The sequence below is a fragment of the Pseudomonas sp. PAMC25584 genome (genome assembly GCF_058135675.1).
Genome location: NZ_CM176870.1, coordinates 5,364,721 through 5,377,682 on the forward strand (window position 1 = coordinate 5,364,721; position 12,962 = coordinate 5,377,682).

Genomic DNA, 12,962 nt, shown 5'->3' on the forward strand with positions numbered 1-12,962 from the left:
TTAGCGCTACTGGCCTTAAAGGCCAGCCCCCTACGTTGGTCTAGAGCCTTCCCATGGCAAAAAAAGCAGAAATAAAGCCTCAATAATGGCGCAAGGCTACAATCCCTTCATCCACAGAGGGTTTCACCATGACCGAACATGCGTCTGATCGCCGTCGTTTTCGCCGGATCGCCTTTGATGCCAAGACCAAACTCCGGCAAAACGGTCAGGAATGGCCAGTGCAGTTGGTGGATTTATCGCTCAAGGGCTTGCTGGTGCTGAGACCGACACCCTGGCTTGGCATCGGCACTGAGTCGTTCCATGTGGATATCCACCTGGACGCCACTACCGATGTGCAGATGCAGGTCAGGCTGACCCACGACCAACCTGGCCAACTGGGGTTTGAGTGCGAGCACATCAGCCTGGAGTCGATCAGCCATTTGCGCCGCTTGGTCGAGTTGAACCTGGGCGATCAGGAAGAACTGGAGCGGCAGTTGGGCGCCTTGCTGGAGCTCTGACCACCTGTGGGAGGGGCGGTGCGACGATTCGACTTGCTCCCGATAGCGGTGTGTCAGGCACTTATACGCCACTGACACACTGCAATCGGGAGCAAGTCGAATCGTCGCACCGCCCCTCCCCCATTTGTCTTGCCCCGTTGCTGGCTACTCGAAAAGTGCATCCAACGCCTGCTCCAGCCGCGTCACCGCAATCACCTGCAACCCCGGCGGCGCTTCCTTCGGTGCGTTGCCCTTGGGCACGATCGCGCGTTTGAAGCCGTGCTTGGCCGCTTCCTTTAAACGCTCCTGACCACTGGGCACCGGGCGCACTTCGCCCGACAGGCCGACTTCGCCGAACACCAACAGGTCGTGGGGCAGCGGGCGGTTGCGCAGGCTGGACATCACCGCCGCCATCAACGCCAGGTCGGACGCGGTCTCCAGCACCTTGACCCCGCCCACCACGTTAAGGAACACGTCCTGATCATGGGTCGGGATACCGCCGTGGCGGTGGAGTACCGCAAGCAGCATCGCCAGACGGTTCTGGTCCAGGCCCAGGGTCACCCGGCGCGGGTTGGCCAAGTGGCTGTCGTCCACCAGCGCCTGCACTTCCACCAGCATCGGCCGGGTGCCTTCCCACGTTGCCATCACCACACTGCCTGGGACTTCCTCCTGGGCACGGGTCAGAAAAATCGCCGAGGGGTTGGAAACTTCTTTCAGCCCGCGGTCGGTCATAGCGAATACGCCCAGCTCGTTCACCGCACCGAAGCGGTTCTTCACGGCCCGCAGCAAGCGTAAACGGCCATCGGATTCGCCTTCGAAATACAGCACGGTGTCGACCATGTGCTCCAACACCCGTGGCCCGGCCAGCGCGCCTTCCTTGGTCACGTGACCGACCAGGAAGATCGCCGTGCCGCTTTGCTTGGCATAACGCACCAACAGCGCCGCGCTCTCACGCACCTGGGACACACCGCCCGGGGCCGATTGCAGTTGCTCGGTGAAGATCGTCTGGATCGAGTCGATCACCATGACCTTGGGCTTTTCGATCCGCGCGGTGGCGATGATGCTTTCGATGCAGGTTTCGGTCATCACCCGCAACTGGTCCTGGGGCAGGCCCAGGCGGCGTGCGCGCATGGCCACTTGTTGCTGGGATTCTTCGCCGGTGACGTACAGCGCCGGCATGCGGCTGGCGATGCTGCACAGGGTTTGCAACAGGATGGTCGACTTGCCGATACCGGGGTCGCCGCCGATCAGGACCACCGAGCCGTCCACCAGGCCGCCGCCCAGCACCCGGTCGAGTTCACCAGAGGCGGTGGAGAAACGCGGGACCTCCTCGACGCTGACTTCGGCCAGGGTCTTGATCTGCGCCTGTTGCCCGGTCCAGCCGGCGCGGCCGCTGGGGGCCGCAGCGCCGCCGCTTTCGATCATGGTTTCCGTGAGGGTGTTCCACGCCCCGCACTCGGTACACTGGCCGGCCCACTTGGGAAAGGTCGCGCCGCACTCGGTGCAGCCGTACATGCGCTTGGCCTTTGCCATTTGAGAACCTCCAACCGAAAAACCGCGATGATAGCTCAGCGCGGCGCCGGGGTCCGGATTTCACCGCTGGCCAATCGTGAAGCACTGTTGCCGATCGGGTCTTCGGCATTCAGGTCGGCGCCTTTGGCTTTCAACTCGTCAAGCAGTTCGAGGCGCTTGAACAGCCCGGCGTACATGGCGGCGGTTTGCCCGGCGCCGTTGCGTTGATCGGCGTTGCAGGCGGTGGCCAGCAAGCGCCGGGCGATGTTCAGTTCACCCTTGAAGATCGCGCCCATCAGTGCGGTGTTACCACGCTGGTCCTGCACGCAGGCGTCGGCGCCGGCACTGAGCAAGCGCTCCACGAAGGGCCCCTGGCCGTGATACGCGGCGAGGATCAGCGCGGTGTAGCCCTTGTCGTCCTGGGTATTGAGGCTGTAGCCGGCGTCGATAAAGGTGTTGAGCATGTCGAGATCGCCACGGCGAGCGGCGTCGAAATAGTAGTCCTGCAATTGCGCCTTGAGCGCAACCGGGTCCGGGGACTCGGCATAGGCGACGAAGGCCAGCATGGCCATCAGCAGCCCGATGGAAATACGCATGGTCATTCTCCTGCCAGGGGCAAAGCCCCCATTGAAAGCGTCGACGCCCATGTAGGGCGTCGACCGGAACCAACGTCAGTCAGTCAGTTTTTCCGCCAGCGCTTTCACGCGGGCCAGGTCACCCTTGGCGACCTTGGTCACGCCGGTGCCGTATTCCGGGTCGGCTTTATAGAGGAACGACAGGATGATGTGCTTGCTCTCGTCGTCGGTGGTGGCCAAGGAGCCGCCGAAGTTCTCGATCAAGTCCTGACGTTCCTTCTTGCTGTAGGAGCGATACAGATCACCGGCCTGCTTGAAGTTCTGCTCACGCAGGATCTTCGCCTGCTGGGTACTGCCCACCAGCGGCAACTGGCTGTAACGCGCGGTTTGCGGCTCTTCGCGTGGCAGCAGGCGGCTTGGCTGGTAGTTAACACCGGTGGTGGTTTTGCCGAGATTCATCGCACCGTCCTGGTTACCGTTGTTGACGGTGACCCGAGGGGCGTTGATCGGCAGTTGCAGGGCGTTGGCGCCCAGGCGGTACATCTGCGTGTCGGCATAGGAGAACACCCGGCCTTGCAGCAGGCGATCTTCCGACGGTTCGATGCCCGGCACCAGGTTGGCCGGGGCCATGGCTACTTGCTCGGTTTCCTGGAAGACATTGGCCGGGTTGCGGTTCAACACCATCTGCCCGACTTTGCGCTCGGGAACATTGGGCCAGATCTTGGTGGCGTCCAACGGGTCAAAGTCGAACTTGGCCAGTTCCTCAGGCTTGAGCACCTGCACGTACAAGTCCCACTTGGGGAAGTCGCCCTTGTTGATATGCGTGACCAGGTCATTCGTCATATGGCTGTAGTCACGGCCCTGCACCTCAGTGACTTGCTTGGGATCAAGATTCTTGATGCCTTGCAGGCTCTTCCAGTGGAACTTGACGTAATGCACTTCGCCTTTGGCGTTGATCAACTTGTAGGCATGTACGCCATTGCCGTCCATTTCGCGGTAACTGGCCGGCGTGCCGGCGTCGGAGTACAACTCGGTCAGTGTGCGGGTGGCTTCGGGAACATGAGAGAAGAAGTCGAAACGACGCGAGTCATCATCCAGGTTAGTGCGTGGGTCCGGCTTGAAGGCGTGGACCATGTCCGGGAACTTGATGGCATCGCGGATAAAGAACGTCGGGAAGTTGTTGCCGACCAAGTCCCAGTTGCCGTCGGCGGTGTAGAACTTGGTGGCGAAACCGCGAGGGTCGCGCAGGGTTTCCGGGGAATGGTTGCCGTGTACCACCGCCGAGAACCGCACGAATACCGGGGTTGCTTCGCCGGCGGCGAAGACTTTGGCCTTGGTCAGATCGCTGAGGTTATCGGTGACGGTAAACGTGCCGTGGGCGCCGGTACCACGGGCATGTACCACGCGCTCGGGGATGCGTTCGCGGTCAAAGCGTTGCAGTTTCTGAATCAGTTGCACGTCTTGCAGCAGCACCGGGCCGTTGGCGCCAGCAGTTTGCGAGTTCTGGTTGTCGCCGACGATGGCGCCGTTATCGCGGGTCAGGTTGGCGGCGTGCACAGACAGGGAAAGCAGGCTGACGGTCGCCAGCACCAGCGCATGGCGCGCCAGAACGGGCGCGCGGTTCATGGGGTTGTTCATCGAGGTTTCCTCTGGTTTTTTTAATGCACATTCAGTTGTGCTTGCCAGAGGCTAGTGACCCGCGAGTCAGAAGATAAATAGAAAAACACCACCGGGGCGATTGAGAAAATAATCTGGTAACCCACTGAAATTATGGGTAATTCGCGCGCGAATGATGGCACTTTGCAAACTATTTACGATTTAATGTGTCGATAAGAAGCAACAGTGTTAACAGTTGTGTCAGGCAAGCCGGTTACGACTGACTTACACTGAGCTCCACCCTTCTCATCTGTAACAAGGAATAACCTATGGGCGTGATCAGTGAGTTCAAGGCCTTCGCGGTCAAAGGTAATGTGGTCGACATGGCCGTCGGTATTATCATCGGCGCCGCCTTCGGCAAAATTGTTTCATCGTTTGTAGGCGACGTGGTGATGCCACCGATCGGTCTGTTGATCGGCGGTGTCGACTTCGCTGATTTGGCCGTGACGCTCAAGGCTGCCCAGGGCAATGTCCCGGCGGTCGTGCTGGCCTACGGCAAGTTCATCCAGAGCGTGATCGACTTCCTGATCGTCGCGTTTGCGATCTTCATGGGTGTGAAGGCCATCAACCGCCTGAAGCGCGAAGAAGCGGTGGCCCCAAGCCTGCCGCCGACGCCGAGCAAGGAAGAAGTGTTGCTGGGTGAAATCCGTGACCTGCTCAAGGCACAGAACGAAAAGCCGCTGTAAGCCGTATCGATTTGAAAGAAGGCGCCTCCAGGGGCGCCTTTTTGTTACCAGTAGTTTTCCACCGCCACCTGGCCAGGGCGCCGGGACAGGCTCAATTGCATGTCGCGTTGTTTGAGCAATTGGCGGGTGTCGTCGATCATCTGCGGGTTGCCGCAAATCATCACGCGCGAATGCTCCGGGGTCAGCTCGACGCCGGCTGCGCGCTCCAGTTCGCCATTCTCGATCAGGGTGGTAATGCGCCCATGCAGGGCGCCGGGATGCTGCTCGCGGGTGACCAGCGGCAGGTACGTCAGTTTGTGGGCGTACTCGGCCAGGTACTCTCGCTGCGCCAGCCCTTGGATCAGCGACTGATAGGCCAGCTCCCTGGCCTCCCGGGCGCTGTACACGAGGATGATGCGCTCGAATTTTTCCCAGACCTCAAAGTCCTGCAGGATCGACAGGAACGGCGCCACCCCGGTGCCGGTGCCCAGCAGCCACAGGTCACGGCCGTCGACAAACCGGTTCAGGGTCAGGAAGCCTGTGGCCTGGCGCTCGACCATCAGCGTATCGCCCACGCGCAAGCGGCTCAGCTCGCTGGTGAACTCGCCGCCGGGCACCACAATCGAGAAGAAATCCAGATACTCATCAAACGGCGACGACACCACAGAGTACGCGCGCCATACCGTGCTGCCATCGGCCTTGGTCACCCCCAGGCGCACGAACTGGCCAGCGGTAAACCGGAAGCCCGGGTCACGGGTGGTGCGCAGGGTGAAGAGGCTGGGCGTCAGCGATTGCACGTCGAGCAGGGTCTGGCGGGTAAATTTCTCAGCACTGGCCGTCATGGGGAGCTCCGTTCTACAGGTGCCCTAGTGTCCCCCAAAGTCACACGCGGAAACACCTACAGTCGGCAGTAGCATCGTTTGGCCACCCAGGGCTTGCCAAAATAGTAGCACTTTGACTTCACCCTTAATCATTTCGCTATTACCCCACATCGTTCCATTACATTGGCACGCAGTGTCTTTGTTAGTTGAACGTTACAGGCGTCACAACCCACTAAAAAATCTGAAAAAAAATACCGGCATTTGAATAGCGAACTAATGCTTGATTGAAAAACTATTAGAACACTCGGTACAAGAGCGAAAATTTCATCTGCAAATGTAACCGATATCCTACACTCCATTCCGTGCACCGTTGGGGGCCAGGACGTACCCAAGTCACAAAAAAATCCATGGAGAGTTACAGATGGTCAACTGGCGCAATACACGACTCCCCAAGCTGGAGGGCGAGGACAAGATCACCAGCGTATTTGAAATGGTCATCAACCAAACATACGAGCTTGGCTTCCAATTCTGTTCCTTTACGATGAGCGCTCAACGACCCACACACCCAAACAAACCGATTCGCCTCAATAACTATCCAAATGAATGGAACACACTGTACGACCAGGCCCACTTCTTCGATGTAGACCCGGTCGTCACACACTGCAAACGTTGCGTACTACCGATTGTCTGGGAGGAAAAAGTGTTCGGCGCCGCGCCGAACTTATGGGAACTGGCCCAGTCTTCTGGCGTCCATCTGGGTTGGACCCAGTCGGTCCACGACTTCCAGGGGGTGTTCAGCATGCTGACCCTGGGACGCGGTAAGGGTGAGGTCAGCCCGCAGGAGCTGTACGAGAAGGCCGGCCAGGTATTGTGGCTCTGCCATGCCATGCATGCAGTGGTCGCGCAGAAATACGCCGAAAGCCCCGGCGCAGAGACACCCAACACCTTGACCCCACGGGAAACAGAAATCCTCAAATGGTCCGCTCTGGGCAAGACCGCTTCAGACATCGCCCGCATCCTGTGCCTGTCGGAGCGCACGATTGGCTTTCACCTCGCCAGTTGTTTCAGGAAGCTGGGAGTCAACAATAAGATCGCTGCCGTACTCTGCGCCTCGAAGGCGGGTTTGTTTTAACCGGCGCGGAATCACCGCATGTAATCCTTGCGAAAAAAAAGTAACATTTATCGCCAACTCTGAGTGTTGACGCAGCCCCCCAAGGTGCCGCCTCGCAGTTCACTCAGACGGTTGCGCCGGTCCCCATGCAACCCGCCGAACACTCATCGACTACCCAGAGCCTCCCCCTCCATGCCCCTGCTTGAAAGCCCGTTCGCCCAGCTCGATCTGATCCGCCAACCCGAGCAGCACAACGATCCGCTGCAAGCGTTCGACGCCGCCGACGAGTACCTGCTCAGCTACCTGGCCGAGCAGCAACCGAACGCCGCGACCCGCGTGCTGGTGCTGAACGACAGCTTTGGCGCATTGGCCGCCAGCCTTGAAGGTCATGTGCAGGTAACGTCCAGCGGCGACTCGTTTCTCGCCGCCCAAGGCCTGGAGAAAAACCTGGTGCGCAACGGCAAGACGTTTGATGCCGTGCCGTTCATGCCTGCCAGCCACGTGCCACGTGGGCCGTTCGACCGGGTACTGATCCGCGTGCCGAAAACCCTGGCGTTGCTCGAAGAACAGTTGATCCGCCTGCAGGGCCAACTGGCGCCGGGCGCTGAAGTCATCGCCGGTGCGATGGTCAAGCATCTGCCACGGGCGGCCGGTGAATTGCTGGAGCAGTACATCGGGCCGATGCACGCGTCCCTGGCGGTCAAAAAAGCGCGACTGTTGATTGCCACCGCCGGGGAGCGCCCGGCCGCCGTCTCGCCCTACCCCACCCGTTACGCCCTGGACACACCGGCCATCGCCCTGCTCAACCACGCCAACGTGTTCTGCCGCGAAGGCCTGGACATCGGCACCCGCGCATTCCTCCCACACTTGCCCACAGGCCTTGGCAGTGCGCGGGTTGCCGACCTGGGTTGCGGCAATGGCGTACTCGCGATTGCCAGCGCCCTGCAGAACCCGGACGCGCACTACACGTTGGTGGACGAGTCCTACATGGCCGTGCAATCGGCCGCCGAGAACTGGCAAACCGCACTGGGTGATCGCGACGTCATCGTCCGCGCCGACGATGGCCTGGCCGGCCAGGCGCCGCAATCGTTGGAGGTGGTGCTGTGCAATCCGCCGTTCCACCAGCAGCAGGTGGTTGGCGACTTCCTCGCCTGGCGCATGTTCCAGCAGGCGCGCGAAGCGCTGGTGGTCGGCGGCGCGCTCTATATAGTCGGCAACCGTCACCTGGGCTATCACAGCAAGTTGGCGCGGCTGTTCCGTGGCGTCGAGCAAGTGGCCGCCACGCCCAAGTTCGTGATTCTCAAAGCGCGCAAATAAAAAAAGACCCCGCCCCCTCCAAAGAAGGGGCAGGGTCAAAAAACCGTGCCGCGAGGCACCGGGATGGGATATCAGTGTGTGGTCAGGCCGGCCGCGCTCATGAACAGGCGCATCAGGCTGGCCACGATGAACAGGGCCAGCACGCTGCCGGTCCAGATCATCGCCAACCAGCCAAGGCGCCGCCACAGTGGCTGTTTCTCGGCCTGTTCAATCTCGTGCAACGAAGGTTTGCCGGACATTAAACGACCCTCCTAGTGATAACCGTCTTCGTGGGTAACCTTGCCGCGGAACACGTAGTAGCTCCAGAAGGTGTAGCCCAGGATGAACGGGATGATGAACAACGTGCCCACCAGCATGAAGCCCTGGCTTTGCGGCGGCGCGGCGGCGTCCCAGATCGACACCGATGGCGGGATGATATTTGGCCACAGGCTGATACCCAGGCCGCTGTAGCCGAGGAAGATCAGCACCAGCGTCAGCAGGAACGGCGTGTAGTGCGCATTACGCGCCACGGCGCGGATCAGCCCGTACATGGTCACCAGCACCAGGATCGGCACCGGCAGGAACCAGAACAGGTTCGGCAGGGTGAACCAGCGCGAGGCGATTTCCGGGTGCGACAGCGGCGTCCAGAGACTCACGACACCGATCACCGCCAGCACCACGAAGGCTAACGGCCGCGCCAGGTTGTGCATCTGCTCCTGCAACTTGCCTTCGGTCTTCATGATCAGCCAGGTGCAACCGAGCAACGCGTAGGCCACGATCAGCGCCACGCCGCAGAACATCGTGAACGGCGTCGCCCAATCGAGTGAACCACCGGCAAACTGGCGATTGACCACCGGGATGCCGTCGATGAACGCCCCCAGCGCCACGCCCTGGAAGAAGGTGGCCGCCAACGAACCACCGATGAACGCCTTGTCCCACAGGTGACGCTTGTGGTCCTTGGCCTTGAAGCGGAACTCGAAGGCTACACCGCGAAAGATCAGCCCGATCAGCATCAGCATCAGCGGCAGGTACAGGGCCGAGAGCACCACCGAATAAGCCAGCGGGAAGGCACCGAACAACGCCGCGCCGCCGAGTACCAGCCAGGTTTCGTTGCCGTCCCAGACCGGAGCGACGGTGTTCATCATCACGTCACGGTCAGTCTTGCCGGGGATAAACGGAAAGAGGATGCCGATGCCCAGGTCGAAGCCGTCCATGACCACGTACATCATGATGCCGAAGATGATGATCACGGCCCAGATCAGCGGAAGATCAATACCCATCTCAATTCCCCTTGTGCTGGATGTCGACGTGATTGTCATCGCTGCCGTCATCGGCCGCCGACAACGGACGCGCCGGTGTGCGTTTCTGGCCTGGGCCACCGTGGGTAGGCTCGATGCCTTCGTGGATCACCGGGCCTTTGCGCACCAGGCGCATCATGTAGCCCAACCCAGCGCCGAACAGCGTGAAGTACACCACCACGAACAACACCAGGGTGATGCTCATCTGCACCAGGCTATGCCCGGAGGACGCATCCGCCGTGCGCATCAACCCGTAGACCACCCACGGCTGGCGACCGATCTCGGTGGTGAACCAGCCGGCGAGAATCGCGATCAGGCCGGACGGGCCCATCCACAACGCCAGGTACAGAAACGGCCTGGACGTGTACATCTTGCCGCCCCGGCGCAGCCAGAGGCTGAACAGGCCGGTGAAGATCATCAGGAAGCCCAGGCCGACCATAACCCGGAACGACCAGAACACGATGGTCGAGTTGGGGCGGTCCTCAGGCGGGAAGTCCTTGAGTGCCGGCACCTGTTTGTCCAGGGAGTGGGTCAGGATCAGGCTGCCGAGATAAGGGATTTCCACCGCGTACTTGGTTTTTTCCGCCTTCATGTCGGGCCAGCCGAACAGGATCAGCGGTGTCGGCTCGTTGCCGATATTTTCCCAGTGGCCTTCAATCGCAGCGATTTTCGCCGGCTGGTGCTCCAGGGTGTTGAGGCCGTGGAAGTCACCGATCACCGCCTGGATAGGCGCGACGATCAGGGCCATCCACATGGCCATCGACAACATCTTGCGGATGGCCGGGTTGTCCTTGCCGCGCAGCAAATGCCAGGCCGCAGAGGAACCGACGAAGAACGCCGTCGCGACAAACGCCGCCGTGGCCATGTGCATCAGGCGGTAGGGGAACGAGGGGTTGAAGATCACGGCCAGCCAGTCCGTAGGGATCACGCGGCCGTCGATGATTTCAAAGCCCTGGGGTGTCTGCATCCAGCTGTTGGAGGCGAGAATCCAGAAAGTGGAAATCAGCGTGCCGACGGCCACCATCACGGTCGCAAAGAAGTGCAGCTTGCGCCCCACCTTGTTCCAGCCGAACAGCATCACCCCGAGGAAACCGGCCTCAAGGAAGAAGGCCGTGAGCACTTCATACGTCAGCAGCGGCCCGGTGACGGCGCCGGCGAAGTCCGAGAAACGGCTCCAGTTGGTGCCGAACTGGTAAGCCATGACCAAGCCGGAGACCACGCCCATGCCGAAGTTGACGGCAAAGATCTTCGACCAGAAATGGTAGAGGTCACGGTAGGTGTCGTTATGGGTCTTGAGCCACAAGCCTTCTAGCACCGCAAGGTAACTCGCCAGGCCGATGGTGATCGCCGGGAACAGGATGTGGAACGAGATGGTGAACGCAAACTGAATTCGGGCGAGATCTAACGCCTCCAAACCGAACATAAGTCTTCCTCTGTCAGGTAATACCGAATGCTGGCTGGAGGCCGCATCCACTGCCCCCACGGATATGGAGTGTGGCGAATTTCAATTCGTTTCTTTTTTTACCTACCACGTAGGGAATCAGGCCTTGCGGCCACCAGAACAAATCCTGAAATAGCTTTGATCTGGATCAATCACAGTCAAAAGAGTAGTCCCATTTTGGCGATTGACCTGTGTGGTCTTTTGCCGCGTGACAGCTTGCCTCAGCGCAGTTTCTGCAACTGTTTGTTACAGCTTGATGCTAATCTCGAGCTCCCCTCCCGCTTTGATCCGAACGTCCGATGCCCAGTGAACCCGCGCTGCTGTTACGCCACCACCGCCCTTTCATCGCGTTCTGGCTGGCGCGGATCTTCACCGCCAGCGGCTTCCAAATGCTCACCGTGGCCATCGGCTGGAACCTCTATCAACTGACCGGCAATGTGCTGGACTTGGGCTTGGTCGGTCTGGTGGAGTTCGTCCCGCGCGTGCTGTTCATGCTGCACACCGGGCATGTGGCCGACAGCTATGAGCGGCGCAAGGTGGCGGCCATCTGCCAGACCGTGCAGGCGCTGATTGCCTTGTCCCTGGCCATTGGCGGCCTGACCGGCAACGTGACCCGCGAGATGATCTTTATCCTCGCCTTCGTGCTCGGCGCCGCACGCTCCTTTGAAATGCCCACCACTCAAGCGCTGCTCCCAAGCATCGTACCCAGCGCCCTGTTCCCAAGGGCCGTGGCCTCATCGCAATCGGCCCAGCAACTGGCAACCATCGTCGCCCCGGCCCTCGGCGGTTTGCTCTATGCGTTTGGCAGCGTGTGGGTGTATGGCCCGACCGTGGTGCTGTACCTCATTGCTTGCGTGCTGACCCTCAACCTGCCCGCCCGCCAGACCCCGCTGAATAAAGCCAAGGCCACGATGGACTCGCTGCTGGCCGGGATTCGCTTTATTCGCAGCCGCCCGGACATCCTCGGGGCAATTTCCCTCGACCTGTTCGCCGTGTTGCTCGGTGGTGCCACCGCGTTGCTGCCGGTGTTCGCCAAGGACATCCTGCTGACCGGCGCCTGGGGCCTGGGCCTGTTGCGTTCGGCGCCGGCAGTGGGCGCGTTGTTGATGTCGTTGTGGCTGGCGCGCTTTTCGGTCGACCGGCACGTGGGCCGCGTGATGTTTACCGCCGTCGGTGTGTTCGGGGTGGCGACCATCGCCTTCGGCCTGTCCACCTCGTTCTGGTTTTCCCTGGCGGTGCTGGTGGTGCTGGGCGCGGCGGACATGATCAGCATGGTGATCCGCGCCTCTTTCGTGCAGTTGGAGACACCGGACGACATGCGCGGGCGGGTCAGTGCGGTCAACGGCCTGTTTATTGGCGCGTCGAATCAACTGGGCGAGTTCGAGTCCGGGATCACCGCCCACTGGTTCGGCACCGTGCCCGCCGTGGTCATGGGCGGGATCGGCACGCTGGTGGTGACCGGGGCGTGGATCAAACTGTTCCCGACCCTGGCCAACCGCGACCGCATGCATGTGCCGGTGGACGAAACCACAGCCTGAACCTCACCGCCGGGTATCCGTGGCGTTCAAGGCCATTGATCAGCGGATATTGAGCTGGGTTTTCAGGGTATTTCGCGGCGCGTTGATCGACGTGTTGCTGTATTCGAACCAGCCTGGGGCGGCGACGTTCAGGTCGAACACATAGATGTAGCCCATCAGCGTGCCCGCGCCAGCGCAGGCCTGGCTGACGCTACCGACCTGGCACACCGCAGTGCGTTGCCCGTTGAGTTCGGCGCCATTGAAACGGCCTATCGGGTTGTTGCCCAGCCCGACTTCCATCACCGACACCTGGGTGGGCCCACGGTGCGTACACATCTGCGTGCTCTGCGAGCGCTCCGGAATCGTTTCCACACACCCCGTCGACTCGACCTTGAACACCCGCACCTCGCTCAAGGCCGGTGCAGTCGCGCCCCACGCCGGTGCCGCGCCTAGCCACAAGCTGATACAAGCGATCAGAGCTAGACTCCACGCGTTGGCTATTTTCATGCTGTCGATGACCCTGAATTAAACGTCGGCGCAGTATGCCTCAAGGCCATGATTCACAGCCATGCGTCACAAAGCCAACCCCGTGCG

The 12,962-nt window shown here is 60.7% G+C and carries 13 protein-coding genes; 5 read left to right on the plus strand and 8 right to left on the minus strand.

Annotation, left to right across the window (positions count from 1 at the left end):
* Nucleotides 1-128: 128 nt before the first annotated feature.
* Nucleotides 129-497, plus strand: a complete 369-nt coding sequence (locus ACS5Q8_RS25010; RefSeq protein WP_247396566.1) for a PilZ domain-containing protein — start codon at nt 129-131, stop codon at nt 495-497.
* A 144-nt stretch (nt 498-641) separates the two neighbouring features.
* Here the strand turns inward: ACS5Q8_RS25010 and radA are convergent, their stop codons facing one another.
* The 3 genes from radA to katB all read right to left on the minus strand — a co-directional run bounded on the left by radA (nt 642) and on the right by katB (nt 4,201).
* On the minus strand, nt 642-2,009 hold the full coding sequence (radA, locus tag ACS5Q8_RS25015; RefSeq protein WP_017848272.1) for a DNA repair protein RadA: 1,368 nt from the start codon (nt 2,007-2,009) through the stop codon (nt 642-644).
* 35 nt (nt 2,010-2,044) lie between these two features.
* A complete protein-coding gene (locus ACS5Q8_RS25020) occupies nt 2,045-2,584 on the minus strand; it encodes an ankyrin repeat domain-containing protein (RefSeq protein WP_465159538.1) in 540 nt (179 codons plus the stop codon).
* Nucleotides 2,585-2,659: 75 nt separating this feature from the next.
* Nucleotides 2,660-4,201, minus strand: a complete 1,542-nt coding sequence (gene katB / locus ACS5Q8_RS25025) for a catalase KatB (RefSeq protein WP_465159539.1) — start codon at nt 4,199-4,201, stop codon at nt 2,660-2,662.
* Between the two features lie 287 nt (nt 4,202-4,488).
* On the opposite strand from katB, the gene mscL reads away from it, so the two are divergent.
* A complete protein-coding gene (gene mscL / locus ACS5Q8_RS25030) occupies nt 4,489-4,905 on the plus strand; it encodes a large-conductance mechanosensitive channel protein MscL (RefSeq protein WP_247396571.1) in 417 nt (138 codons plus the stop codon).
* A gap of 44 nt (nt 4,906-4,949) precedes the next feature.
* Here mscL and ACS5Q8_RS25035 read toward each other — a convergent pair whose 3' ends face one another.
* Nucleotides 4,950-5,726: a ferredoxin--NADP reductase gene (locus tag ACS5Q8_RS25035; protein ID WP_247396573.1), complete on the minus strand. Its 777-nt coding sequence runs from the start codon at nt 5,724-5,726 to the stop codon at nt 4,950-4,952.
* 400 nt (nt 5,727-6,126) lie between these two features.
* Here ACS5Q8_RS25035 and ACS5Q8_RS25040 point away from each other — a divergent pair, with 400 nt between their 5' ends.
* Complete coding sequence (locus tag ACS5Q8_RS25040) at nt 6,127-6,837, plus strand: helix-turn-helix transcriptional regulator (RefSeq protein WP_276194964.1); 711 nt, start codon at nt 6,127-6,129, stop codon at nt 6,835-6,837.
* Nucleotides 6,838-7,008: 171 nt separating this feature from the next.
* Entirely contained in the window at nt 7,009-8,133 is a 1,125-nt protein-coding gene (locus tag ACS5Q8_RS25045; protein ID WP_443696921.1) for a methyltransferase, read from the plus strand.
* 71 nt (nt 8,134-8,204) lie between these two features.
* On the opposite strand, the gene ACS5Q8_RS25050 is transcribed toward ACS5Q8_RS25045, so the two are convergent.
* Genes ACS5Q8_RS25050 through ACS5Q8_RS25060 form a run of 3 tightly spaced genes read right to left on the minus strand, consistent with a single transcriptional unit; the run spans nt 8,205 to nt 10,833 of the window.
* The gene (locus ACS5Q8_RS25050) at nt 8,205-8,372 is read right to left on the minus strand and encodes a DUF2474 domain-containing protein (protein ID WP_247396582.1); all 168 of its coding nucleotides are present in this window, start codon (nt 8,370-8,372) and stop codon (nt 8,205-8,207) included.
* 12 nt (nt 8,373-8,384) lie between these two features.
* Nucleotides 8,385-9,392 (minus strand): cytochrome d ubiquinol oxidase subunit II, encoded by a 1,008-nt coding sequence (gene cydB / locus ACS5Q8_RS25055; protein ID WP_276194966.1) that lies wholly within the window; start codon nt 9,390-9,392, stop codon nt 8,385-8,387.
* A gap of 1 nt (nt 9,393) precedes the next feature.
* Nucleotides 9,394-10,833 carry a cytochrome ubiquinol oxidase subunit I gene (locus tag ACS5Q8_RS25060; RefSeq protein ID WP_276194967.1) on the minus strand — a complete coding sequence of 480 codons (1,440 nt, stop codon included), beginning with the start codon at nt 10,831-10,833 and terminating at the stop codon, nt 9,394-9,396.
* Nucleotides 10,834-11,150: 317 nt separating this feature from the next.
* On the opposite strand from ACS5Q8_RS25060, the gene ACS5Q8_RS25065 reads away from it, so the two are divergent.
* The gene (locus tag ACS5Q8_RS25065) at nt 11,151-12,389 is read left to right on the plus strand and encodes an MFS transporter (protein WP_465159540.1); all 1,239 of its coding nucleotides are present in this window, start codon (nt 11,151-11,153) and stop codon (nt 12,387-12,389) included.
* 39 nt (nt 12,390-12,428) lie between these two features.
* Here ACS5Q8_RS25065 and ACS5Q8_RS25070 read toward each other — a convergent pair whose 3' ends face one another.
* On the minus strand, nt 12,429-12,875 hold the full coding sequence (locus tag ACS5Q8_RS25070; protein WP_276194969.1) for a DUF4879 domain-containing protein: 447 nt from the start codon (nt 12,873-12,875) through the stop codon (nt 12,429-12,431).
* Nucleotides 12,876-12,962 lie beyond the last annotated feature (87 nt).